This window comes from Pseudomonas sp. TE3728 (assembly GCF_056279145.1).
In genome coordinates this window covers 1,662,649-1,685,575 of sequence record NZ_JBWBQT010000001.1, presented here as the reverse complement: position 1 = coordinate 1,685,575, position 22,927 = coordinate 1,662,649, and the positions used below count along the sequence as shown (strand labels likewise).

At 60.5% G+C, this 22,927-nt stretch carries 22 protein-coding genes; 6 read left to right on the top strand and 16 right to left on the bottom strand.

The window, feature by feature from the left end; translation table 11 throughout:
- Positions 1–16 precede the first annotated feature (16 nt).
- On the top strand, positions 17–1,258 hold the full coding sequence (locus ACZ89R_RS07010; protein ID WP_429546240.1) for a M20/M25/M40 family metallo-hydrolase: 1,242 nt from the start codon (positions 17–19) through the stop codon (positions 1,256–1,258).
- Positions 1,259–1,581: 323 nt separating this feature from the next.
- Here ACZ89R_RS07010 and ACZ89R_RS07005 read toward each other — a convergent pair whose 3' ends face one another.
- The 8 genes from ACZ89R_RS07005 to ACZ89R_RS06970 all read right to left on the bottom strand — a co-directional run bounded on the left by ACZ89R_RS07005 (position 1,582) and on the right by ACZ89R_RS06970 (position 9,930).
- Positions 1,582–2,451 carry an isocitrate lyase/PEP mutase family protein gene (locus tag ACZ89R_RS07005; protein WP_123499689.1) on the bottom strand — a complete coding sequence of 290 codons (870 nt, stop codon included), beginning with the start codon at positions 2,449–2,451 and terminating at the stop codon, positions 1,582–1,584.
- Positions 2,452–2,677: 226 nt separating this feature from the next.
- The gene (astA, locus tag ACZ89R_RS07000; RefSeq protein WP_429546241.1) at positions 2,678–3,712 is read right to left on the bottom strand and encodes an arginine N-succinyltransferase; all 1,035 of its coding nucleotides are present in this window, start codon (positions 3,710–3,712) and stop codon (positions 2,678–2,680) included.
- A 61-nt stretch (positions 3,713–3,773) separates the two neighbouring features.
- Positions 3,774–4,826: an arginine N-succinyltransferase gene (locus tag ACZ89R_RS06995; protein ID WP_429546242.1), complete on the bottom strand. Its 1,053-nt coding sequence runs from the start codon at positions 4,824–4,826 to the stop codon at positions 3,774–3,776.
- 119 nt (positions 4,827–4,945) lie between these two features.
- Positions 4,946–6,307 (bottom strand): APC family permease, encoded by a 1,362-nt coding sequence (locus ACZ89R_RS06990; protein WP_429546243.1) that lies wholly within the window; start codon positions 6,305–6,307, stop codon positions 4,946–4,948.
- Between the two features lie 57 nt (positions 6,308–6,364).
- Entirely contained in the window at positions 6,365–7,117 is a 753-nt protein-coding gene (locus tag ACZ89R_RS06985; protein ID WP_429546244.1) for an N-formylglutamate amidohydrolase, read from the bottom strand.
- Entirely contained in the window at positions 7,101–8,432 is a 1,332-nt protein-coding gene (locus ACZ89R_RS06980) for a type I glutamate--ammonia ligase (RefSeq protein WP_429546245.1), read from the bottom strand. The genes ACZ89R_RS06985 and ACZ89R_RS06980 overlap by 17 nt, the downstream gene beginning before the upstream one ends.
- A complete protein-coding gene (locus tag ACZ89R_RS06975) occupies positions 8,429–9,073 on the bottom strand; it encodes a cysteine hydrolase family protein (RefSeq protein WP_429546246.1) in 645 nt (214 codons plus the stop codon). Before ACZ89R_RS06975 ends, ACZ89R_RS06980 begins: the two co-directional genes overlap by 4 nt.
- A gap of 2 nt (positions 9,074–9,075) precedes the next feature.
- Positions 9,076–9,930, bottom strand: a complete 855-nt coding sequence (locus ACZ89R_RS06970) for a MurR/RpiR family transcriptional regulator (protein WP_429546247.1) — start codon at positions 9,928–9,930, stop codon at positions 9,076–9,078.
- A gap of 695 nt (positions 9,931–10,625) precedes the next feature.
- On the opposite strand from ACZ89R_RS06970, the gene ACZ89R_RS06965 reads away from it, so the two are divergent.
- Both ACZ89R_RS06965 and cobF read left to right on the top strand, forming a co-directional pair.
- The gene (locus tag ACZ89R_RS06965; RefSeq protein WP_429546248.1) at positions 10,626–11,198 is read left to right on the top strand and encodes a histidine phosphatase family protein; all 573 of its coding nucleotides are present in this window, start codon (positions 10,626–10,628) and stop codon (positions 11,196–11,198) included.
- Positions 11,198–11,953: a precorrin-6A synthase (deacetylating) gene (gene cobF / locus ACZ89R_RS06960; protein ID WP_429546249.1), complete on the top strand. Its 756-nt coding sequence runs from the start codon at positions 11,198–11,200 to the stop codon at positions 11,951–11,953. The genes ACZ89R_RS06965 and cobF overlap by 1 nt, the downstream gene beginning before the upstream one ends.
- A gap of 124 nt (positions 11,954–12,077) precedes the next feature.
- On the opposite strand, the gene ftrA is transcribed toward cobF, so the two are convergent.
- Positions 12,078–13,052, bottom strand: coding sequence for a transcriptional regulator FtrA (gene ftrA / locus ACZ89R_RS06955; RefSeq protein ID WP_429546250.1), 975 nt, complete (start codon positions 13,050–13,052; stop codon positions 12,078–12,080).
- Positions 13,053–13,153: 101 nt separating this feature from the next.
- Between ftrA and ACZ89R_RS06950 the strand changes: the two genes are divergently transcribed.
- Positions 13,154–13,588 carry a rhodanese-like domain-containing protein gene (locus ACZ89R_RS06950; protein ID WP_429546251.1) on the top strand — a complete coding sequence of 145 codons (435 nt, stop codon included), beginning with the start codon at positions 13,154–13,156 and terminating at the stop codon, positions 13,586–13,588.
- A 117-nt stretch (positions 13,589–13,705) separates the two neighbouring features.
- Here the strand turns inward: ACZ89R_RS06950 and ACZ89R_RS06945 are convergent, their stop codons facing one another.
- On the bottom strand, positions 13,706–14,347 hold the full coding sequence (locus ACZ89R_RS06945) for a type 1 glutamine amidotransferase (RefSeq protein ID WP_429546252.1): 642 nt from the start codon (positions 14,345–14,347) through the stop codon (positions 13,706–13,708).
- 322 nt (positions 14,348–14,669) lie between these two features.
- On the opposite strand from ACZ89R_RS06945, the gene ACZ89R_RS06940 reads away from it, so the two are divergent.
- On the top strand, positions 14,670–15,449 hold the full coding sequence (locus ACZ89R_RS06940; protein WP_008013776.1) for an ABC transporter substrate-binding protein: 780 nt from the start codon (positions 14,670–14,672) through the stop codon (positions 15,447–15,449).
- 248 nt (positions 15,450–15,697) lie between these two features.
- A complete protein-coding gene (locus ACZ89R_RS06935; protein ID WP_429546253.1) occupies positions 15,698–16,414 on the top strand; it encodes an alpha/beta hydrolase in 717 nt (238 codons plus the stop codon).
- An 11-nt stretch (positions 16,415–16,425) separates the two neighbouring features.
- Here ACZ89R_RS06935 and ACZ89R_RS06930 read toward each other — a convergent pair whose 3' ends face one another.
- From ACZ89R_RS06930 to ACZ89R_RS06905, 6 genes are all read right to left on the bottom strand, one after another.
- Positions 16,426–17,013, bottom strand: coding sequence for a DcrB/PsbP domain-containing protein (locus ACZ89R_RS06930; RefSeq protein WP_429546254.1), 588 nt, complete (start codon positions 17,011–17,013; stop codon positions 16,426–16,428).
- Positions 17,014–17,150: 137 nt separating this feature from the next.
- Positions 17,151–18,953 carry a B12-binding domain-containing radical SAM protein gene (locus ACZ89R_RS06925; protein ID WP_429546255.1) on the bottom strand — a complete coding sequence of 601 codons (1,803 nt, stop codon included), beginning with the start codon at positions 18,951–18,953 and terminating at the stop codon, positions 17,151–17,153.
- A 27-nt stretch (positions 18,954–18,980) separates the two neighbouring features.
- Positions 18,981–19,895: an aromatic amino acid exporter YddG gene (gene yddG / locus ACZ89R_RS06920; RefSeq protein ID WP_063340282.1), complete on the bottom strand. Its 915-nt coding sequence runs from the start codon at positions 19,893–19,895 to the stop codon at positions 18,981–18,983.
- A gap of 103 nt (positions 19,896–19,998) precedes the next feature.
- Positions 19,999–20,775, bottom strand: coding sequence for a helix-turn-helix domain-containing protein (locus ACZ89R_RS06915; RefSeq protein WP_429546256.1), 777 nt, complete (start codon positions 20,773–20,775; stop codon positions 19,999–20,001).
- 149 nt (positions 20,776–20,924) lie between these two features.
- Positions 20,925–21,722 carry a hypothetical protein gene (locus tag ACZ89R_RS06910; protein WP_429546257.1) on the bottom strand — a complete coding sequence of 266 codons (798 nt, stop codon included), beginning with the start codon at positions 21,720–21,722 and terminating at the stop codon, positions 20,925–20,927.
- Between the two features lie 220 nt (positions 21,723–21,942).
- On the bottom strand, positions 21,943–22,839 hold the full coding sequence (locus ACZ89R_RS06905; RefSeq protein WP_429546258.1) for a LysR family transcriptional regulator: 897 nt from the start codon (positions 22,837–22,839) through the stop codon (positions 21,943–21,945).
- Positions 22,840–22,927: the final 88 nt, after the last annotated feature.

Genomic DNA, 22,927 nt, shown 5'->3' with positions numbered 1-22,927 from the left:
AAACAAGGATCGATTCATGACGTTCAAACGCTCTCGCTCCCTCCTGGCCACCAGCCTCGGCCTGACCCTCGCCCTCGGCGCCTTCACCCTCACAGCCTTCGCCGAACCCCATAAACAAGTCCTCGCCGATGCCGAACAGTACAAAGGTGAAGCCCTGAAATTGCTGGAGCGGTTGGTGAATATCGACTCTGGCTCCGGTTATGAGCCGGGGCTGACTCAGGTGAGCGACATCGCCATCGAAGAGTTGAAGAAACTCGGTGCCACCATCGAACTCGTGCCCAACACCCCGGACAGGAGCAACCATGTGCTGGCCACGCTCAAAGGCACCGGCACGGCGAAAATCCTGCTGATGGCGCACATGGACACCGTGTTCAAGGAAGGCTCGGCCGCTGCGCGCCCGTTCCACATCAAGGACGGCCGCGCTTACGGGCCGGGCGTGATGGACGACAAGGGCGGCATCGTCGCCGGGATCTATGCACTGAAAGTCCTGAAAAACCTCGATTTCAAGGATTATGCGCAAATCACCTTCCTGCTCGACGCCAGCGAAGAAACCGGCTCGGACGTCGCCACCGATCTGATCAAGAAAACCGCCAAGGCCCACGACGTAACACTCAACCTCGAACCGGGCCGCCCGGCGGATGGTTTGGTGGTATGGCGCAAAGGCAGCGCCACCGCCGTGGTCGAGGTCAAGGGCAAGGCATCTCACGCTGGCGTCGCGCCGGAACTGGGGCGTAACGCGGCCATGGAAGCCGCGCACCAGATCCTGCAACTCGGCAAACTGGGCGATGCGCAGAAGAAAACCACCATCAACTTCACGGTGCTCAATGCTGGCGATCGCACCAACGTGATTCCGGATCAGGCCACCGCCAAGGCTGACGTGCGGGCAGCGGTGCCGGAAGAGTTCGACCGGATCGAGAAGGACCTGGCGCGAGTCTCCAAGGACAAACTGATTCCCGAGACTGAAGTGACCACTACCCTTAAACGCGGCTTGCCACCGATGCCGCAAACGGCGGAGTCAGATCGCTTGATGGCCATGGCCCAGGGGATTTACGGCGAAATTGGCCGCAGGCTGACGGAAGAAGGCAGCGGCGGGGCGGCGGATGCCAGCCTCTCGGCCGGAGTGGGTACGCCGACGCTGGACGGGTTCGGGATTGTCGGCGGCAATATTCATACCCCCGAGGAATACGCCGAGGTCGAGAGCGTGGCGCCACGGATCTATCTGTTGTCGCGGATGATTATGGAATTGACCAAGAAGTAATCGGCCAGATCATTCCTTGATGTGGGGCTGTTCCCTGTGGCGAGGGGGCTTGCCCCCGTTGGGGCGCGAAGCGGCCCCTGCATTCTTTCAGCCCCACCGAGTCGCCTGGATTACGACTGCTGCGCAGCCGAACGGGGGCGAGCCCCCTCGCCACGGGGGAGTAGGGAGGTTCAAGGTCGTGATTTAGCGGTGTTGCAGCAGCCGCTATCGCGAGCAGGCTCGCTCCCACATTTGATTGCTGGCATGCACAGGAAATCCAGTGTGGGAGCGAGCCTGCTCGCGATGGCGTCATGTTGGTTCACACCATCATTTGCGCCGAACCCTCACTCCTTGACGCTCATATATTCCTTCGCCCAAACGATGTATTCCTCAGGCTGCGTGTACGTGTGCGTCAGTTCAGTCGCGCTCAGATCCGATGCCTGGGTGAAGATCTGGCGTTGTTCGCGCAGGCTGTCATAAGTCGCCTTGATCGCCGCGAAGTACGCACCATGCCCGTCGATGGTGACGCGCACACCCAGTTCGGCCAGGCGATCGTCGTCGCGCAGCAACGGGTTGCCATAGGTGACCAGCATCAGCGGTACGCTCAGGTGCTCGGCGATTTGTTCGAGGTGATCGAAGTCCCGCACGCCCACCATGCAAATCCCGTCCGCCCCGGCCTGTTGGTATTGCTTGGTGCGGCTGATGATCTCCTGAACCGGCAGGATCCCGGCATTGGTCCGCGCAATGATCGCCATTTCCGAGTCGACCCGGGCTTCCAGAGCCGCGCGAATCTTGCCGACGCCTTCCGCGACCCCGATCAGGTCAGTGGACTTGCGGCCGAATTGCGCCGGCAACAGGGTGTCTTCAATGGTCAGGGCGGCCACGCCAGCGCGTTCGAGTTCGACGATGGTGCGCATGACGTTGAGCGCGTTGCCATAGCCGTGGTCGGCGTCGGCGATCACCGGCAATTGGGCCACGCGGCCGATGCGGGTGGCCTGCTCGGCGAACTCGCTCAGGGTAATCAAGGCAAAGTCGGGGGCGCCCAACACCTGCAACGACGCGACCGAACCACCGAGGATCCCCACTTCAAAACCCAGATCAGCGGCAATGCGTGCCGACATCGGGTCGAAGACCGATGCGGTGTGATAGCAGGCGTTGGAAGCGAATAGTTGGCGGAAATTACGGCGCAAATCTTGATGAGACAGCCTGGACATATGAGTTCCACCATACAAAGGAATGGAAGGGCTTGAGCAAAAGTGTCAACGCCGAAGGAACAAAAGGCTATCACGTGGGCGGGTGAAGAATGATGACGAATTTGCCGGCCAAGGAATGCAAGATCAAAAGATCGCAGCCTGCGGCAGCTCCTACAGGATGTTCAACGATTGATGCAGACGGGTAAAGAATGATGTAGGAGCTGTCGAAGGCTGAGATCTTTTCCGATCACGCCGCCACCGCCTGCTGCTGTTGATTGCGCAGCGGCACGGCACGCACCGAGTTGCCGGGTTGCAGTTGCAGGCGTTTGGCAGTGAGTCGGTCGACGATCAGGCTGTTGCCCACCAGCCGCGCCTGGGCAGTGGTGATGCGGCAGTTTTCCAGGCGGCGGTTGTGGATCAGCCATGTTGGCGCCTGGTCGTCGGGCGTGCCGATGGCCAGCTCCAGGCGTTGGCTGTCACGCACCGTGCGGATTCTCGATACCGGGGCTTCGATCACCGGGCCGGCGTCGAAGATGTCGATGTAACCCTTATGAGCAAATCCCTCGGCAGTGAGGATCTTCAGTGCAGGCTCGGTGTCCGGGTGTGGCTTGCCGATAACCGCCTGCGCCTGTTCGGTGAGCAGGCAGGTGTAGAGCGGCTGGCGCGGCATCAGTTCGGCGATGAATGCTTTGCTGCCAAGCCCCGACAAGTGATCGGCATGGCTGAAATCCATCTTGAAAAAGTGCCGGCCCAGGCTGTCCCAGAACGGTGAGCAGCCTTGTTCGTCGGCACTGCCACGCAGTTCGGCGATAAGCTTGTCGCCGAACAGATGGGGGAACTCGGCAACGAACAGCAGGCGCCCCAGCGACAGCAGTCGACCATTATTGCCATGACGTTGATCGTGTCGCAGAAACAGCGAACAGATTTCCGATTGGCCGGTCATTTCGTTGTTCAGGAACAACGTGGGGATCTGGCGCGCAATACCCAGGTCCGGCGAGGAGCTGACCGTGAGCCCCACCCGGTAGTTGTACCAGGGCTCCCGCAGGCCGACGGCTCCTGTCAGGGCGCTGACGCCGACCACTTGTTGATCGTCGTCTTCAAGCACGAACAGGTAATCGGCGTCCGCACGCTCGACCTGTTCTGCAAATGTGCGCTGGGCCCAGCGTACACGGTGGGTCAGGCGCTCTTCACTGGCCGGCAGGGTGGTGAACCCGGGGCCGGCCCGTTGCACCAGATCAAGCAAGGCGGGCAGGTCGGTGACTTGGACCGGGCGGACAATCATGATGCAGCTCCTTCTTCGCGCTTGTTCGGGCGCTGTCGTTGGGCACGGGGCCGGTGGCGGCTCACAGGGCGATCAACCGGATTGTGCTGGCGTCAGTCACATTCAGGGCCGCGCACATCTCGGCGCTCAAGGCCACGGGTTGCCCGGCGTGGTAGTCCAGTTCGGCAACGATTGCGCGGTAGTCCTTCAACGAATCGTTGCTCACCAGATAGTTGCTCACCAGGCAGTTGCTCACCAGGGAGCTACCGCGGGCGCGGGCATCGATGGCCGGGCCAGGATGCACCGTGCCGGTCTGGCTCTGGGCGATGGAGCGAATGTTCGAGGTGCGTGCGTACAGCGTCGGGCCAGCGTCGAACAGGTCGATGTAGCTGTTGGTCTCGAAGCCTTCGCGTTCAAGAATGTCGAAGGCCTCTTGACCGTCAGGATGAATCCGGCCGATACAGGCCTGTGCCTCCGGCGGCAGCATCGGCACGTAAATCGGGTATTGCGGCATCAGTTCGGCGAGAAACGTCCGGCTCTGCAGACCGCAAAGCCGCTCGGCCTCAACGTACGGCAGGTCGAAGAAATGCTTGCCCAGCGCATCCCAGAACGGTGACTGGCCCTGTTCGTCGCTGTAGCCAACGATTTCGGTGATCACCGCTTCGGCAAAGCGCGCCGTGTGTGCGGCGATGAACAGCAGTCGCGCCCGGGACAGCAATTCGGAAAACCGCGTGCGCTCCAGCGCTGCGTCGATATGGAAGCCACGCAGCAACGTATGACCACTGAGGTCGTGGCACAACGACAGTGCCGGCACCCCGTGCTCGATGTTCAGCTCCCGTGAGGCGCTGGTGAAATGGCGGTTGCGCAAACTGTAGAACGGCTCGTTGAACCCTGCGGTGGCGAGGATTTCCGAGCAGCCGACCAGACGGCGAGTCGTGAGATTTTCCAGCACGAAGAAATAATTCTCCGGACCAGGACCCTGCACAGCTTTTTCGAACGAAGCGCAGGAGGCGAGAATCTTCTCGCGCAGGCGTTCGGTGTCGTCCGGCAAGGACGTGACCCCCACCAGACTGTCGCGCGCCAGTTGCTGCAATTGGGGCAGGTCGGTTAACTCCACCGGGCGTAAGACCAGCATGGATGTACTCCTGTATCAAAGGGTTCGGCGATTTGCACTGAACCTGACTATCACTGTCGGTTTCCACGCTTGAAATCAGCAGTCGCCTGAATTCATGTCAGACGCTGCCCTTTTTCTTGTCAGCCATTGCTTGGGTCGGTGCTCGGATCAGGCCGCGCCGTGCTGGCACCCAGTTTGTTGAGGAAGAATAGATAGACCAGCCCCAGGGCAATCCAGATCAGGCCGAGTTTCTGTGCATCGACGCCCATGTTGTACATGATGGCCGCGACGATGATGAAGCCGATGACCGGGCAGATCAGGTGACGGATCACCTGGCCGGACTTCTGCCGACGCCAGTAATAGTTGATGACGGTCAGGTGCAGCAACATGAAGCCGCTCAGGGCGCCGAAGTTCACCAGGGAGGTGAGGGTGTCCACCGAGTTGATGAACAGGTAGCAGATCACCAGCGACAGCACCGCCACCAGATAGATGCTCAAGTACGGCGTGTTGTGTTTCGGGTGCACCTTGGCCAGCACTTTCGGCAGTTTGCCGTCCCGGGCCATGCCGAACAGCAGGCGCGAAACTGCCGCTTGCGAGGTGATCGCGACGGCTACGCCCCAAGCCAGGGCGGTGGCCACGGCGGTCAAGGTTGCCAGCCAGCTGCCGGCGGCGATTTCGGCGATTTCATAGAACGCAGTGTCGGCGCTCTTGAAGCCCAGGCCGGCGGCCAGATCCGTGGCAATCCAGGTCTGCACGACAAAGATCACGCCCATTACCAGCAATGTGATCAGCGCAGCCTTGCCGACGCTACGGCCCGGGTCGCCCTTGATCTCTTCGGCGAGGGTGGAGATCGCATCGAAACCGAGGAACGACAGCACGGCAATCGACACCGCTTGCATCAGCAAGGCGAAGTTGAAGGTCTCGGGGTTGTACAGCGGCGCCAGGGTCAGTTGACCATTACCGCCGCCGCTGTGCAGGGCATTCCAGGCGTAGAACAGGAAGATCCCCAGCACCACCAGTTGCGCCAGTAGAAAGATGATGTTCATCCGCGCGGTGAAGGTAATGCCCCGCAGGTTGACGAAGGTCGCGCTGACCAGAAAGGCCAGGATGAAGCCGACTTTCGGGATATCCGGGTACAAATGATTCAGCGCCATCGCCGCGTAGACGTAGAGCAGCGGCGGAATCAGCAAATAATCGAGCAGCATCAGCCAACCGGCGATAAATCCGACATGCGGGTTGAGGCCGCGTTGCGCGTAGGAATACACCGAGCCCGCAATCGGAAAGGCCCGGGCCATGCTGCCGTAACTGAGGGCAGTGAACAGCATCGCCACCATGCCGATGATGTAGGCCAGCGGCACCATCCCCGGGGCTTCGGCGTTGACGTAACCATAGACGCCGAACGGGGCGATGGGGATCATGAAGATCATCCCGTACACCACCAGGTCCGTCAGCGACAGGCTACGTTTCAACTCTTGCTTGTAGCCGAATTCTTCTATTTCCATGAAGCCCTTCTCCTTGATTTGAAAGCAGCTGAATGCTGCGAGTGTGAAGCTATTGCTCTACAGCAGTGGCGCCAGATAATCGGTCCAGCGACCGATGTTTTCGGGTGTGCGCAGCAGATCGTTGCGCACCTCGATCAACACCGACTCCAGCCCTCGTGCATCGCCGTGAACCGGCACGGTCATGTCGCACAGCGGATCGACTTTGTACGGCTGATTACCCGCGACTTTCAAGGGATGCCGACTCAACCCGTCGATCAATCGCTGGGCGTACTCCTCGGCCTGTCCATACAACACGCCGACTTCCAGCACGCGTGGCTGACCGTGATATATCGGCGTGAAGCTGTGAATCCCCACCACGCGAACCGGTCGACCTTGCGCCACACGGGCGTCGATCAAGGTTTGCAGGCGTGCATGAAAGGGCGTGAACAGGCAGTGCCGGCGATACTCGCGGGTGGCCTCATCCAGATCCCGATTACCCGACACCTGATAAATTTCGCTCTGCACAGGAATGCTGTCCGGCGCATGACGTGGACGGTTGAGGTCGATTAGCAGCCGTGAATAGTTGGCTGCCAACAGGGTCGCGCCCAGTGCTTCGGACAAGCCCTCGGCCAGCGCCAGGGCGCCGATGTCCCAGGCGATGTGTTCGCGGGCGGCTTCATGGCTCAAGCCCAGGTCATTCAACCCGGCCGGGATAAAACGACTGGCGTGTTCACACACCAGAATCAGCGGGTGCCCGGAGGCTTCCCGGCTCAGGGTGTACGCAGGCTGGGTATAGAGCCCCAGCTCGGCGGATTCAGTACAGGCGCGCATAGTGCTCACACAGATCGGCGGGCGAGAGCTGTTCCGTCAGCTTCAGTTCCTCGGTTTTAAGGGCGAAGTAGGTGTCCAGCAAGGCGCTCGGCAGGGCTTCGATCAGCGCCTCGCTGTTGCGCAGGCATTCCAGGGCCTGGGACAGGGACGCTGGCAGGGCGACGATGCCGCGGGCCTGGCGTTGCTCTTCGTTCAGGGAATCGGGGACTTCATCGGTGATCGCGTTCAGGGCCAGGCGCTGCTCGATGCCTAGGCGCCCGGCGATCAGCAACGCGGCCATGGCCAGATGCGGCGAGGCGGTGGCGTCCATGGCGCGAAACTCCAGGTTGTACTGCGCCGCCACGGCTTTGCCGCCCAGGCTCACGGTCGGGCAAATCCGCAGCGCCGCTTCGCGGTTGCGTTGGCCGAGGCAGGCGTAGGAAGCGCTCCAGTGATGAGGCTGCAAGCGTTCGTAGGAAACCGGTGTCGGCGCGGTAAAGGAGCAGAGCGCCGGTAAATAATGCAGAACGCCGGCGGCCCAATGCTGGCCGAGGGTCGACAGACAGTTGGTGGTGCCGGCGTCGTACATCACCGGGTGGCCGGCCAGATCCTGCAGGCTCACGTGCAAATGCACTCCGTTGCACACCGCCTGTGCGGAAGTCTTGGGCGCGAAACTCAGGTCCAGGCCCATTTGCCGGGCGATCTCACGGGTGATCTCTCGCAGGTTCACCGCGCGGTCGGCGGCGGCGACGCCGAGGGCGGGGCGGCAGGTGATTTCGTATTGGTGCTTGCCGTATTCCGGCAGGAACATCTCCGGCTCCACACCGCCGGCACGCAGTGCACTGAGCAACCAGCCGCCGAACTCGGCGCCTTGGCGCTGCGCCTCAAGAGAGAACGCCAGATGCTCAGCCGCGCCGCTGCCGAGGTTGAATTCATGTTCGAACGCGGCGTTGATCTGCAGTCCCAATTCGCCGCGATAACGCTCCACCTCATTGTGCAACAGCGTGCGCGGGCAGGCGCCCCACGGGCGGCCATCGGTTTCGCGAATATCGCCGTGAATGAAGTCCAGGGCCGGGGCGTTGGTGTCCGGGCCGTTGTTGACGGTCACGCGGCTGCTCATGTCGGGGATCAGCCGCAAGTCGCCATAAGCGCCCCATGGATTGGCGGAAGCGATGATGTCTTGCGGGGTCAGGGCGCTGTTGGCCGGCACCCACCCGCAGCCCGCCACTTGATAGGCCTCGAGTTCGTCGGTGGGAAAGGAACGGCCGCGCGTCACGCCGATCAGGTCGGTGGTGACAATGGTGGTCATGGGTAATGGCGACAGGCGAGCGCTCATGGCTGCATCTCCTGCAACCGACCCAGCACGGTCTGGGTATCGGTGATCCAGCAGTAGCCCTTGATGGCGTTCAGGCAGGCGTGATGCCGTTGTTCGGTGTAGGTGGCGCAGGCATCTTCGACCAGCGTCACCAAGTAACCGCGGTCGGCGGCATCGCGCACGGCCATGTCGACGCACTGGTCGGTGACGATGCCGGCGATGATCAGGTGTCGGGTTTCCAGGTTGCGCAGCACATAGTCGATGTTGGTGGAGTTGAAGACCCCGGAAGAGGTCTTGGGCAGCACGATTTCGTTTTCGATCGGTGTCAGGTCATCAATGATTCGCGCTTGAGGGCTGCCCTTGAGCAGGTGCATGTCCGAGAGTTTATGGTCCAGCGAGCGATCGCGACCATCGGCGGTGAGGCTCTCGATGAGCGTGTGCAGCACGTTTTGTCGTGTATTACGAAAAGCACTGAGCAATCGGCGTTGATTGGGCACCACTTGCATGTGGGCGCGGGTCAGAAAGTATTCGGCATCCGGCCCGTTGAGGTGCGCGTCGAACTGCGGCTCAAGCCAGGCACGCTGCATGTCCACCAGCAACAGTGCGGTATGGTCGGTGGCAAACGGCAAATCCCGGGGCGAGTGGTGGGGGAGCGTGAACATCCTTATTTTTCCTCCAGCAGGTGAGTGTCGAAGTCGTTCCGCAGGGCATCGATGCCTTCCAGGCGATCGGCCAGATCGGGGCTGCGCAGTGACAGGCAGGCAACCAGTGCTTCAACCTGAGCCAGCGCCGGAACCATCGAGTCGAAGGCCGACGCCGATTCCACCGGTGCGCTGATGATCAGGTCGGCCATTTCTCGTAGCGGTGACGCGTAGATGTCGGTGAACAGCACGACCCGCGCATGTCGGCTCTTCGCCGCATTGGCCACCCGCAGGGCTTGGGACTGATAGCGGCGATAGTCGAACACCAGCACCACGTCCTGACGCTGCACGTCGAACAGCCGGTCCGGCAATTGCGCGTTGTCTTCCAGGGCAAAACAGCCGGACCGCAGCAGGTGCAGATGGTTGAGTAAATAGTTGGCGAGGAAACTGCTGAAGCGGCCACCAAAGCAATGGACCTGATGGCGGGTGTCGAGCAGCCATTCGATGAGAATTCGTACATCTTCGGGTTGGGTCAGCGCCTGGGTCTCGACCAATGCCCGATGGCTGTTCGCCAGATAGTGGCCCCAAGGGTCATCTTTAGTGAGATGGGCGCGGGGTTGCAACAGGGTACTGGGAGAGCGCAAGCGGTCATCCATGTCGCTGAGCAAGGCTTCCTGAAAGTCGGCATAACCGCTGAAACCAAGCTTCTTTACCAGCCGCACGATGGTCGGATCGCTGACACCGGCATGTTCGGCCAGACGTGACATCGGGCCCAGCCCGTTACGCGGGTATTGATCCAGCAACGCACGTATCACTTTGCGTTCCGACGGCGTGAGTTCCAGGCCGGGATCGGTGATCAGGTCTCTGAGAGAGGGCATCCGGGCTCCTGCTGGATGGGTGTGTCTGTTTTGTTTCATAAATTGCTAAAACAGTATTTGTGTAACGTGTGCTACATGTCTAGTGATTTTTCCACGGATTTTCCAAGCCCCGGAATGGGGCGAAACCTCGTGCGTCGGGGGTTACGCGGATGTCGACTGAGTTTGTAGGACATCGCCCATGGTTGTGTGAGATATCGCCATTTTTTGGGGGAATTGGAGACTGTAGGAGCTGTCGAGCCTGCGAGGCTGCGATCGGCTGCGAAGCAGTCGAGAATCGGGCTGACGCGGTCTGCCTGACACACACCGCGACTTCTGGTTTTACGACTGCTGCGCAGCCGATCGCAGCCTCGCAGGCTCGACAGCTCCTACAGAGCCGATCGCAGCCTCGCAGGCTCTCGACAGCTCCTACAGAGCCGATCGCAGCCTCGCAGGCTCGACAGCTCCTACAGAGCCGATCGCAGCCTCGCAGGCTCGACAGCTCCTACAGAGCCGATCGTAGCCTCGCAGGCTCTCGACAGCTCCTACAGAGCCGATCGCAGCCTCGCAGGCTCGACAGCTCCTACAGGGCCGAACGCAGCCACGCGAGTTCGACAGCTGCTACGAGGAATGCGTTCAGAGTGTGCTTCTTGGGGCACAATGACGCGATTGTTCGCGGCGTCGTGCCGTTTTCCATCCTATCGACAGAGTGATCTTCCGTGCAGGCGACCCGCTTGACCCTGATGTGCCACGCTCGAACCGTCGCACAAAAATTGGCGCGTTTTCCTACGAATGAGCCGTTGGAAATGGATTGGCAATCGGCGAAGGGGTCGCGTTGCCGCCAGTTCAAGGGCATCCCCCGTTTGCTCTGTGGCCCGGAACTGCGGACCCGGCAAACCGCTGAGCTGTTTGGCCACGACGTGGAGATTGTCACGGCACTGGCAGATTGCGATTTCGGACGCTGGAAAGGCACGTCGATCGACGACCTGCAAACCTCCGAACCCGAGATGCTCCAGGCCTGGCTCAATGACCCGACCTCGGCACCCCACGGTGGAGAATCGGTGGCACAACTCGGTGAGCGGGTGGCTGCGTGGTTGAATAGCCTTGAGGCGACGCCGGGGCATCTCGTTGCCATCACTCATCCCTTTGTTATTCGCGCCGCACTGATGCAGGTGTTGCAGGGCGCGGCGTTCAACCAGATCGACGTCGAGCCGTTGTCGGCCATCGAGTTGCGGTTCAACGGTCGCTGGCGGCTACGTTTGATGGGCACGGAACCTGAGGGCACATGCTGATGAAAAAACTTCTGGTCATCGGTGTCGGCGCCGGCAACCCCGACTACATCACGATGCAGGCGGTGAAGGCACTGAACCGCGTCGATGTGTTTTTCCTCATGGACAAGGGCCAGAGCAAAGACCAACTGATCGACCTGCGCCGCGAGATTTGTGAGCGCTACATCACCGATCGCGACTACCGCTTCGTTGAAGCCCGCAGCCCTGAGCGGGAGCGCGGGGATGTGGACTACAAGGCCAGCGTCGAAGATCTGAACCGCGCCAAGCAGCAGACCTTCGAGCGGTTGATCAACGAGGAAATGACTGACAGTCAGTGCGGCGGTTTTCTGGTGTGGGGCGATCCTGCGTTGTACGACAGTACCATCCGGATCCTGCAGGCGATTCTGGCATCAGGCCGGTGTGTGTTCGAGTTCGAAGTCATCCCCGGGATCACCAGCGTGCAGGCGTTGGCGGCGCAACATAAGGTGCCGCTGAATTGCATCGGGCGCTCGATTGAAATCACCACCGGCCGGCGATTGGCGGCGGGGCAGGTGAGTGACGCCGACAGCCTGGTGGTGATGCTGGATGCGCAAGATGCCTACCATCAGGTGGCCGATCAGGAGACGGAGATTTACTGGGGGGCTTACCTGGGGACGCCGGATGAAATTTTGATCAGTGGCAAACTCAAGGATGTCGCGGATGAGATTGAACGGGTGCGTAAGGCGGCGCGGCTGGCGCATGGGTGGATTATGGATACCTATCTGCTGCGTAAGCCTTGAGAAAACTGGTGTCTGGGCTGGCCTCATCGCGAGCAGGCTCGCTCCCACATTAGACCGCGACCGTCCAGACAACTCGGTCAACTGTGGGAGCGAGCCTGCTCGCGATGAGGCCCTCAAACACACCTCAAATTATTGCTTTAACCTCTCGCCCAAACCGCTCCCGATACACCGACGGCGGCACGCCGACCACACTACGAAACGCCACCCGGAAACTCTCCACCGAACGATAACCGCAGTGCTGGGCAATCTGCTCGGTGTTCTGGCGGGTGCTCTCCAACAATTCGCGGGCCCGGGCCAGGCGCTCATGCTGCAACCATGCCTTGGGCGGCAGGCCGCTGGCTTCGGTGAACCGCCGCAGGAACGTGCGTTCACTCATGGCCGCTTCGCTGGCCAGGTCGCGAACTTCCAGCGGTTCGTGCAGACGTTCCCGCGCCCACTGCATGACCCGCGACAGATCGCTGCGGGGCGTCGGGCTGACCGGTGACGGAATGAACTGCGCCTGGCCGCCGGTGCGTTGCGGCGACATCACCAAGCGCCGCGCCACCGAGTTGGCCACCTGAGTGCCGAAATCCCGCGCGACCAGGTGCAGGCAGGCATCAATGCCGGCGGCGCTGCCGGCCGAGGTGATCAATTGGCTGGAATCAACATACAGCACGTCCGGGTCCACCTGAATGTCCGGAAAACGCTCGGCCAGTTCAGCGGTGTAGCGCCAATGCGTCGTGGCGCCGTGACCGTCCAGCAATCCGGTGGCCGCCAGTACAAATACCCCGGAACAGATCGACAGCAATCGCGCGCCCCGGGCATGGGCCTGGCGCAGGGCGGCGAGCAAGGGTTCAGGTACCGCCGCGCTGCGGTCGCGCCAGCCTGGGATGATGATAGTCCGCGCTTCTTCCAGCAGTTCCATCCCGCCGTCGGCCAGCACCTGAATGCCGCCCATGGCACGCATCGGCCCTTGGTCGACGGCAACGATTCGATGCTCATACCAAGGGAAATCGAACTCCGGTCGCGCCAGGCCGAAGATCTCCACGGCAATACCGAATTCGAAAGTGCAGAGGCCGTCATAGGCCAGAATCGCGACCAATCCAGGGGTGGGCTGCATTTGGCGGAAAATTCCCGGTGAGTGTCTTGTGCGCCACTGTAGCGGCAAGCGCGGGGCAGATAAAGTCTTCCCACACCCACCGAGACTTTGGAGTACAGCCCATGCCCAGCCTGGTTCGCGAAATTCCCGCCGCCCCATCTGCCATTGCCCTGATGCATTTCAGCAACCGTCTGACCTTCGAGACCGATTGTTCCGACGTCTACGGCAGCCAACAGGCCGGCGAGGTGGATTTCGTCCTGGTCGACGTGCGCGGACCGTTGGCGTTCGAACGCGGACATGTACCGGGCTCGATCAACATCCCGGGGCGGCTGATCACGGCTGACGGCTTGGCGGGTTATTCGACATCCACGCTGTTCGTGGTTTATTGCGCAGGGCCCCACTGCAACGGCGCCAACAAGGCCGCGGTGAAACTGGCGGCGCTGGGTTACCCGGTCAAGGAAATGATCGGCGGGGTGACCGGGTGGCTGGATGAAGGGTTTGAATTGAGTGTTGCGGTGCAACGGCCAGTCAGTACCGTGATCGGCTGCGAATGTTGATGTAGCCGAAAAGATCGCAGGCTTCGCCAGCTCCTACATTGATCGAGGACACCGGTGAAATCACGGCAGTACGTCTTCTGTAGGAGCTGCCGAAGGCTGCGATCTTTTGATCTTGATTCAAACCGCTGTCCGCGCCGCCCACCATTGGTCGAGCGTCCCCTGCAACCAGTCATTGACGGCTGTATAGGCGGCGCTGTCCTGTGACTCCCGAGGCAGCGGCGATTCCTCGGCAAAATGCTCATTGAGGGTCGCCACCGATTCAGCATTCCACTCCGGGTGGAACTGCAACCCCACCCGAGTTGCCCCGACGCGGTACATCTGCTGCTCACACACGTCACTGCTGGCCAGCAATTGCGCATCCGCTGGCAGATCGATCGCGTCTTCGTGCCATTCCAGCACCTTCAGCGTCTGACCATCCGCAAAGGTCACGGTCGTCCAGCCAGTTTCGGTGCGAGCCATGCGCCGCACATTCCCACCCAGGCTCAACGCCAGCAATTGCGCGCCCAGACAAATCGCAAACACCGCCGCGCCCTGAGCCAAACTCCCCGCCAGCCACTGACGCTCCGCTTCCAGCCACGTCGGCCCGGCGTTGGATTCATAAGGCCCGCCCAACAGGATCGCGGGTGCCGCGCTCACCGGCGGCAACTGGCTGAGGTCGGCGCGAAACACGTTCAGCGTAATGCCACGGGCCCGAGCCCATTCGGCAATGGCGCCAGGACCTTCGGCAGGATGGTGCTGGATCAGGTTCAATGCGGGCATCACGCTTCTCTTCCGGGGATGGGGTGGCGGGATCAATGTGCCGCAAAAAAAGCTTCATCGCCAGCGCGACTGTTCAATCGGATCACGCCCGAAACCTTGTAGGTTTTGTCTGAAACAAGGGATTGTCCTACAGCCCTTGCACCACCTTGGCGCACGCTTCAAGTGCCTTGAATTCCGTGGCTGTTTTTCTATAAGTATTTGTCGCTTAAACACAATTTGCCCTCCTGAAGCCGCTCTAGACTGCCGGCCACTTCGGTCTTCACTAACCGAAAGTTGCCAATCGAAAGCTGCCAATAAAAGCCTCCGCACACAGGAGTTATAAATGAAGAAGCGAGTGATGTTCGGTGCCCTGGCACTGTCGATGTTGTCCCTGACCGCCGTGGCTGAAGACGCCAAGCCGATTCGCCTCGGTATCGAAGCCGGCTACCCGCCATTCTCGATGAAAACCCCGGACGGCAAACTCACCGGTTTCGATGTGGACATCGGCGATGCGTTGTGTGAGCAGATGAAGGTGAAGTGCACCTGGGTCGAGCAAGAGTTCGATGGCCTGATCCCGGCCCTGAAGGTCAAGAAAATCGACGCGATCCTGTCGTCCATGACCATCACTGACGACCGCAAGAAGAACGTCGATTTCACCATCAAGTACTACCACACCCCGGCGCGCTTCGTGATGAAGGAAGGCACCGACGTCAAGGATCCGCTGACCGAGCTCAAAGGCAAGAAAGTCGGTGTGTTGCGCGCCAGCACCCACGACCGTTTCGCCACGGAAGTGCTGGTACCGGCCGGCATCAACCTGGTGCGTTACGGTTCCCAGCAGGAAGCCAACCTGGACATGGTCGCCGGTCGCCTCGACGCGATGCTGGCCGACTCCGTCAACCTGGACGACGGTTTCCTGAAAACCGACGCCGGTAAAGGCTTCGCCTTCGTAGGCCCGACCTATGAAGACGCCAAGTACTTCGGCGGCGGTGCCGGCATCGCCGTGCGCAAGGGTGATAAGGAGCTGGCGGACAAATTCAACACCGCCATCACCGAAATCCGCGCCAACGGCAAGTACAAGCAAGTGCAGGACAAGTACTTCAACTTTGACGTTTACGGCCATTAATAGGCTGTAGAAAAAAGTGGCCACTGTTGACGCGGTGGCCACTTTTTTTTATTACCCTGAGAAACACATTTCCCGTAGGAGCTGCCGCAGGCTGCGATCTTTTGATCTTGTTTCTAAAAGCAAAATCAAAAGATCGCAGCCTTCGGCAGCTCCTACCTGGGGGAACGGTGCATCGGTGGGAGACAGTGCATCGGCAGGAAGAGATGTTAGGCTTTGCCCCGAATCCTGCGCGCTGTGAAGGAAGGTTTATGTTGAAGTTGCTTGCTCTGCTCACGCTCCTGGCGTCCACCGCCGTCCACGCTCAAACCCCACTGCACACCGATCTGCCGCTCAAGTACCTGGAGCAGGCCGACTCTGAATCCCGCAACCAGCGTCTGGTGATTTTCCTGCACGGTTACGGCAGTAACGAGCAGGACCTGTTCGACATCAAGGATCAATTGCCGCCCCAGTACAACTACCTGTCGGTGCGGGCGCCGATGACGTTGGAGGAGGGCAGTTACCAGTGGTTTCGCCAGAAGGGCGAGGGCGCCTACGACGGTGAGACGGCCGACCTGAAGGCCAGCGGCCAGGTGTTGAGGGATTTTGTCGCACAAGCGGCGAAGAAATATCACACCGAAGCGGACAAGGTATTCCTGGTGGGTTTCAGCCAGGGCGCGATGATTTCCTACGAGGTCGCGTTGCGTCATCCCAACGCAGTGGGTGGAATTGCGGCACTGAGCGGGCGCGTTCTGCCGGTGCTCAGATCCGAGCTCAAACCGTATGAAAAGCGCCAGCAGCTGGCGATTTTCATCGGTCATGGCACCGCCGACACACTCCTGCCCTACAACGACGGTACTGAGGCCGACAGCCTGTTGCAGCGCCTGTCACTCAAGCCCGAGTTTCATGCCTATCCGGGTGTCGGTCACAGCATCAGCGCCACCGAGGTGAAGGATTTGAACGCCTGGTTGCAGCGGCTCAATCCCTGAGTCGGTCGGGTTTATTTGCCGCTGACGATTTGTTTCACCAGCGTTTCGTGACCGGTTTTGTCGTTGGGGCGGGAAATGATCTGAACGATGGCCATGCGCGTGCCGGAAGCAGCCATCAACGTGCTGTCCAGCGTCATGCCGCCGCCCTGGGTGGCGGTGCTGTCGATCTGCCGAAGGCCCAGGCCCGTGCCTTTCTGGGTCAGGCTTTTTTCGCTGGTTTTGTTGAAATCCGGCAAGGCGTTGCGTTGCTCGGTGGCGAACGCGGACACGGTGGTGTCGAGGAATTCACCGTCGTTGTCCTTGACGTTGACGCCGCCGGGGATGGTGTTTTCAGCGGCGATCACCACTGTTTTGGTGGCCTGGTTGGTGTACATCGTACCCGTCGCCCCAGCAGTGCCGGTGGCCGCATCGCCGGCTGGCAGCGGGTTGGCGATGAAACCCTTGGGCAGGGTGAAGATGAACTTGCCGCCGAGCATCGAGACCTTCTGGGCCGGCGCTTTGTCGCCGGCAGTGGCCTTGGCCGCCTGCGCATTCAAGGCACCCAGGCTGGTAGCCGCCATCAGCAGCAGAACAACGGCTTTTTTACTCAACAATGACATTCAAACTCTCCAGGGGATGATCCGCGCTTTGACGGCGATCATCCCATGGAGGTCAGGAAGCACTCCAGCGCGAATGTGCTGACTGGTTACGCAGTACTGGCGAATGAGTTGGTTGTGGCGAGGGGGCAAGCGCTCTCTCAAGCATCCACCGGCCACGTCCCACGCCGCACCATCTCCCTGACCCGATCGGCACCGTTGGCGCGCACCAGCAGTTCCATGCGGGCTTTTTCGATGTCTTCGGCGCTCCACTTCTCCGTGGCCATGGTGGCTTTTTCATGAGACCAGCCGTTGTCGTAGTGGCGGACTACGTATTGTTGCTGGTATTCCCACATTTCAGTGCCCGGAATCGGCGTGACGATAAAGGGATTGGCATAAGCCATACCTGCGCCCATCAGGTTGACGGCGTAGTCGATGGTATTACTGATCTGCCCCAGGCTTTCAATGAACGGTTGCTCACCGGCCGAAGCAGGCGGGTTGACGAAACCGAGCATGAACCCACCGGTGACCTGAATCCCGCATTCGGTAAACATTTGAATGATTTCGAAGGTTGCCTGCTGGATGGCGTTGAAGCGTGACTTGTTGGAGTTCACCAGGCTTTCTTCGTTGGCACTCTCCACTGCCAGATAAATGTTGTAGCAGCCGTTCTCGGCGATTGACCGGATGAATGCCTTTGCCGTTAGCCCGCCGCGAATGGCCGCGATGACATTGCGGTAATGGGGGCTTTTGAGTTCCTGTTCGTCGAGTTCGGCTAGAAATTGCTCGCCCTTGTGCAACAGCACCAGATTGAACAAGCTCAGACCACCTTCCTCGACCCAGGGCAGGTTGTGTTTCTTCAATAATTTGCCGACTTCCATGGCGTACAGCGGGTCGTGCATCAGGTGATCGTCTTCGATCAGCACTTCAGTCACGCCCTGTTTGACCAGGTCGGCCAGGTGCAGGTCAAACCAGTCCAGCCCAAGTGCCCGCCAGGGGCCGTTGATCTTGGGGATGTAGCAAAAGTTGCAATTGACGTTGCAGCCGATGGTGGAAAAGATCTGTGCCCAGGCCCCGTTCTTGCGCACCCTGGCCCCGGAGGAGTGATAAGGCTGCAGATAGTTGTTCATATCGAGGAAACTGAAGTCCGGCAGCGGCATCACACCCAGACGCTCTTCCAGATCCTGCCGGGCCGGGACAATGCTCAAGTAGCTGGATTTGCGTGTCGGGCGAACCAACTGGCCGCGGTAGTTGCGGTAGGCAATACCCGGTACCGCGTCAACATTGCCGGCGTCATGGGTGAGGGCGTCGAGCAACAGGGTGAAGGCACGATCGGCTTCGTTGATCAGCGTGAAATCGAAGGGCGAGTCGAGCAAGACGTTCTGCCAGTCGCCGCTCGAATGCGCGCCACCGGTGACCAGCAGCAAGTCGGGGTCGATGGATTTCACCAGATCGGCCAGCGCCCGTGCGTTGCCCCACTGCACGGTGTAGTTGCACTGGATGCCGACGATGTCCGGCTGGGCGTCTTCGATGATCTTGCGCATCTGCGCGTCGGTGAGGCCATAGCGGATCAAGTGGCCCTGATCGACTGCCACCAGTGTCTGTTCCTGAGACCAGCCGGCGAACGGCGCATCGACAATTTGCACGTCGTAACCGGCACGCCTGGCCACCGTGGCGATGCGCAACAGGCCGATGGGCGTACCCGCGCGCTTCATGACTTCGAACGTGTCGATGCCGATATCGGCAAACGCGCTGCCCAGCGGCACCGGTTCGATCAACCGTGTGTAGGGTGGCACGAATAGCAGCACTCGCGGGGCTTCGCCGTTGGCACGACGGCGAATGCCGCTGCGGCTCGATTTCAGTGAAGGCAGCCCCAGGTGCTGGAGTGCAGGTCGATTGGGGGCCACGCTAAAACGTGGCAGGTCGCGTTCAATCCTTACTGTTCCTTCAGAGGCAATCAGGTCCATCTCCACAGCTCCTTTACAACATTGATGTCAGGCTTTGGGCTGACCTGTTCGCGAGGTTGCGATAACGGCGCCGACGATAATCAGCAGGGCGGGAATAATCAGGAACGGGCTGGCATGGCTTTGCCCGATGGCCACCAACAGCAGGGTCGAGATCAGTGGCGCGAGGTACGACAGTGCGCCGAGCATCGACAGGCTGCCGTGCTTGGTCGCGTGATCCCAGGCAAAAAACGCCAGCCCCACTGGCCCTAGGCCGAGGCCGACGATGGCCGCCCATTGGCCGGAGTCGGGGGTGACCGAGGTCTCAAACGCCAGATGACAGACCAGACCTGCCACCGCGACCAGGCCGCAGATGCCGCCGATGATGCTGCTTGGCACTTCGTTGAAGCGCCGGTTGATGACCGAGTAGGACGACCAGACCAACGCGCAGGCGAACGCGGCCAGGTAGCCGGCCACCGGCATGTCGGCGACTTCCGCCGAAGCACGCTGCTGCATGATGAATGCGGTCCCGGCCAGCCCCAGCAGCGCACCGAGCAGTTGGCGTTTGCGTAGCTGTTCACCGGCGGTGAAGGCCGAGAGCAGCACAATCAGCAGCGGCCACAAGTAGGCGATCAGGCTGGCCTCGGCGGCTGGAGCGGCTTTGAGGGCGAAAAAATACAGCGCGTGGTAGGCGAAGATCCCGAGAAAACCGACCGCCCAGACCGACCAGGGCTGGTTCCAGCTGCGAAACCCTGCCACACCGCGTCGCCCGAGAATGCACAGACTCGCCACAAACGCGACGCCGAAGCTCAGGGTCAGCAACTGAAAGGGGGGAATGCCTTCAGTAAGGGTGGTCAATAACGCCAGGCAGGACCATAGAAACACTGCGATCACACCGACGGCAGTGGCGGATGTCGCGGTCTTGGCGGACCCAAGTGTTTTGGTTGTCTGCGTCGCTTCGCTCATCTGTGCCTCGTCTGATTCTTCATGTCAGTGAGGCGATGATAGAAAGGTCTGGTGGGGAGGGTATTGACGGAAACTGCTGAAGATTTGTTCAGGCCTGCCGGATTCACGCCAAGCGTGAACTTCTGCGGACGGCGGCCGGGGTGAGGTCACGGTGCTTTTTCAGCGCATGGGTGAGGGCACTCTGATCGGCATAGCCGACCCGATGAGCGATTTCGGTGATCGACAGCGCGGTCTCGCAAAGCAGCTCGATGGCTCTGTTCAGGCGCAAGCTCGCAATGTGCGCGAAAGGTGTGGTCTTCAAGTGCTGATCGAACAACACGTAGAGGCGCCGTTCGCTGGTTCCGGCCACCCGCGCGATGTCCGTGGCGGTGAGCGCGCTGTCCAGGTTGCTTTCGATACAGGCCAGGGCCCGGGCGAGCGTGAACTGGCTGTGATCGGGGATGTTTCTGGAGGGCAGCGTCAGAGAGGACAACAGCAACGTGCTCCAGGATTCGGCCACCTGAGGCGAGCTGATCAGCATCGGCGCGCTGCGGGCGGCGTAATCGAGCAAATGGCGGATTTCCGGGCGCACCGGGAAGAAGAGTTTGTCGACCAGCAGTCTGCTCGACAAATCGATATTCTGCTGCCCGCCGAAAGGCGCCGCTGGCACGTCGAGCACCAAAAAGGTATTAGCCTTCTGCGCCAGAAACGCATGACGCGCACCGGCGGGAATCACCACTCCCTGGCTCCAGTCGACTTTGCCGCCCTGGCCGTCAACCTCGATGTCCATGGCGCCGGACTGCGGTAGCACGACTTGATGGAAGTCGTGATCATGCAGCTCGACCTGACCCGAATACGAACGCAGGGCCAGTGAAACCGATGGGCTATCGTTGCTGCTCATTACGCCTCTCCGTTGGCTGAAGTTCGCATCATGCCTGAGTCACCGAACTCTGTGCCACCCGGCCTCTTCATGGGGAAAGGACGGGACGCATCATGCCGTAATGCCTGCGGTTTTTGCCGGCGTGATGTCTAACCGCTGAAAAGCCAAGGCTATCCATTCATCTTGCGCAGCTTTCGTGTTCCTGGTGCATTGTTTCCAGATCGCAAAAGCAAGCGTTTCGTGATCAACAACATTCCCATCGATACTCCCACGCCCAAAACAAACCCCTGCCACCCAAACTGCGGCAGCGCAAGCGCCAGCACCAGACAAAACGCCGCAAACGAATACATCCCCGTCGCCGTCGCCCTGAGCAACGCCGCAGTAAAAGCAGGCCCACGAGTCTGCTGGGAAAACACCGCCATCACACTGCCCAGCACCGGGAATACCGCGAGCAACCCGCTCCAGCGTTCGCCGACGGTGCTGGCCAGCAACGTCACAGCCAATGTGAGCAGGGCGCCGGCCATCATGCGCAGCAGCAGTTTGTCGGACTTCGGCGTCGGGCCTGAAACGATAAGTTGCACCGAGGGAAACAGGTACGGCGCGGCCAGTAATGCGGTGGCGGCCGCGATCACCGAGAACTCCAGAGATGGCGGAATCAGCGACAGCACAATAGCCGCCAAGGCCCAGACCAACAGCGAAATCGTCAGTGCCCACGGCCAGCTCAAGCATTGTGCAACCTGAGCGTAGGTCACGCAGAAGGCAATCATGGCGAACATTGCCGACAGCGCCGCCGTCGCCGCCTGAGCAGCGAACAGCTGGCCCTGCTCAATGGCGAGGAAGAACAGAATCGGCCCCACCACCACCGGCAACCCCGACAGCCAACCGGCCACGCTTGGGCCCCAGCGTTTACCGGCCAGGGAAATCAGCAAGAGAAACCCTGGAATTACCAGCAGTTTGAGCATCAGCACGCACGCGTCTCCATTCGGTGTGAGCCGGCCACGTTAGCATTGCGGGCGATGGATTGCTCAGGGGGTCGTTTGTGAATCGACCGGGTGTTTCAGCGGGGCGAACAACTGGTTGATTTTTCAGTTTGTGGTGTGAATCGTTAAAAGATCGCAGCCTTCGGCAGCTCCTACATGGGGATGCATACTCCTGTAGGAGCTGCCGAAGGCTGCGATCTTTTGATTTTCACCCCCGCTCAAACACCTCGACCAGATAATCGATAAACACCCGGGTCTTGGCCGGCATCAACGTGCGGCTCGGGTAATACAACGAGATCGGCCCCGCGTCGGCATGCCAGCCCGGCAACAAGCGCACCAGTTCACCTCGCTCAATATTGGCGGCGACATCGGGCAACACCAGCAGCGTTACTCCGAGGCCGAGCAGGGCTGCTTCACGCATGGCGGCCGGGTCATTGAGCACGATGTTTTCACTGAGCTCGGCACTTGCTTCATTGCCCGCGCCATCCTGCATGACCCAGTGACGCACTCGCCCGGTGCGCACGCCGCGCATCACAATCCCGTTGTATCGCGCCAGATCCGTCGGGTTGTCGGGCGGTGTGCGTCCGGCCATGTACGCCGGTGAAGCCACTGCCACCACATGCGCCGCCGCCAACGTCCGCGAGACGACCCCGGGCGTCAATTCGAAACCACCACCGATGGCCGCGTCATAGCCTTCGGCGATCAGGTCCACCTGGCGGTTTTCGAAGTGCCACTCAGGGCGAATCAGCGGATAGCGCGCCAGAAATTCCGGCAACAATGGCAATACATGGCCGATGCCAAAAGTCGGCGCCAGGCTGACCTTGAGCACGCCCGCCGGCTCCCCGCGATCACTGCTCACCGCACTGATCGCCGCCTGCAACGCGTGCAGATTGCCGCTGATACTCGCCAGAAAACGCTCCCCGGCTTCGGTCAGTGACAACTTGCGGGTCGAGCGCTGGAATAGCCGCACACCGATGTTGCGTTCGAGCATCGCCACGTTGCGGCTGACAGCGGCGGGTGTCAGTGCGAGCAGCCGCGCGGCGGCGGAGAAGCTACCGGTTTCGGCGCTGCGCACGAAAGATTCGAGGTTGGCGAGGGTTTCCATTTCAGACGCCTGATAGTAATGCTTGAAGATAATTCAAGTCATTACCGTCTAATCAAGTCGTAATGGCAAGTGCAGTATTCACTCCATC

Excerpts from the sequence above, each read along its gene's own strand:
- ACZ89R_RS06925 (WP_429546255.1), bottom strand. The coding sequence starts at position 18,953 with ATGGACCTGATTGCCTCTGAAGGAACAGTAAGGATTGAACGCGACCTG.
- ACZ89R_RS06915 (WP_429546256.1), bottom strand. The coding sequence starts at position 20,775 with ATGAGCAGCAACGATAGCCCATCGGTTTCACTGGCCCTGCGTTCGTAT.
- ACZ89R_RS06975 (WP_429546246.1), bottom strand. The coding sequence starts at position 9,073 with ATGTTCACGCTCCCCCACCACTCGCCCCGGGATTTGCCGTTTGCCACC.
- ACZ89R_RS06995 (WP_429546242.1), bottom strand. The coding sequence starts at position 4,826 with ATGCTGGTCTTACGCCCGGTGGAGTTAACCGACCTGCCCCAATTGCAG.
- cobF (WP_429546249.1), top strand. The coding sequence starts at position 11,198 with ATGAAAAAACTTCTGGTCATCGGTGTCGGCGCCGGCAACCCCGACTAC.
- ACZ89R_RS06930 (WP_429546254.1), bottom strand. The coding sequence starts at position 17,013 with ATGTCATTGTTGAGTAAAAAAGCCGTTGTTCTGCTGCTGATGGCGGCT.
- yddG (WP_063340282.1), bottom strand. The coding sequence starts at position 19,895 with ATGAGCGAAGCGACGCAGACAACCAAAACACTTGGGTCCGCCAAGACC.
- ACZ89R_RS07010 (WP_429546240.1), top strand. The coding sequence starts at position 17 with ATGACGTTCAAACGCTCTCGCTCCCTCCTGGCCACCAGCCTCGGCCTG.
- ACZ89R_RS06980 (WP_429546245.1), bottom strand. The coding sequence starts at position 8,432 with ATGAGCGCTCGCCTGTCGCCATTACCCATGACCACCATTGTCACCACC.
- ACZ89R_RS06985 (WP_429546244.1), bottom strand. The coding sequence starts at position 7,117 with ATGCGCGCCTGTACTGAATCCGCCGAGCTGGGGCTCTATACCCAGCCT.
- astA (WP_429546241.1), bottom strand. The coding sequence starts at position 3,712 with ATGATTGTCCGCCCGGTCCAAGTCACCGACCTGCCCGCCTTGCTTGAT.
- ACZ89R_RS06940 (WP_008013776.1), top strand. The coding sequence starts at position 14,670 with ATGAAGAAGCGAGTGATGTTCGGTGCCCTGGCACTGTCGATGTTGTCC.
- ftrA (WP_429546250.1), bottom strand. The coding sequence starts at position 13,052 with ATGCAGCCCACCCCTGGATTGGTCGCGATTCTGGCCTATGACGGCCTC.
- ACZ89R_RS06950 (WP_429546251.1), top strand. The coding sequence starts at position 13,154 with ATGCCCAGCCTGGTTCGCGAAATTCCCGCCGCCCCATCTGCCATTGCC.
- ACZ89R_RS06935 (WP_429546253.1), top strand. The coding sequence starts at position 15,698 with ATGTTGAAGTTGCTTGCTCTGCTCACGCTCCTGGCGTCCACCGCCGTC.
- ACZ89R_RS07005 (WP_123499689.1), bottom strand. The coding sequence starts at position 2,451 with ATGTCCAGGCTGTCTCATCAAGATTTGCGCCGTAATTTCCGCCAACTA.
- ACZ89R_RS06905 (WP_429546258.1), bottom strand. The coding sequence starts at position 22,839 with ATGGAAACCCTCGCCAACCTCGAATCTTTCGTGCGCAGCGCCGAAACC.
- ACZ89R_RS06990 (WP_429546243.1), bottom strand. The coding sequence starts at position 6,307 with ATGGAAATAGAAGAATTCGGCTACAAGCAAGAGTTGAAACGTAGCCTG.
- ACZ89R_RS06970 (WP_429546247.1), bottom strand. The coding sequence starts at position 9,930 with ATGCCCTCTCTCAGAGACCTGATCACCGATCCCGGCCTGGAACTCACG.
- ACZ89R_RS06945 (WP_429546252.1), bottom strand. The coding sequence starts at position 14,347 with ATGCCCGCATTGAACCTGATCCAGCACCATCCTGCCGAAGGTCCTGGC.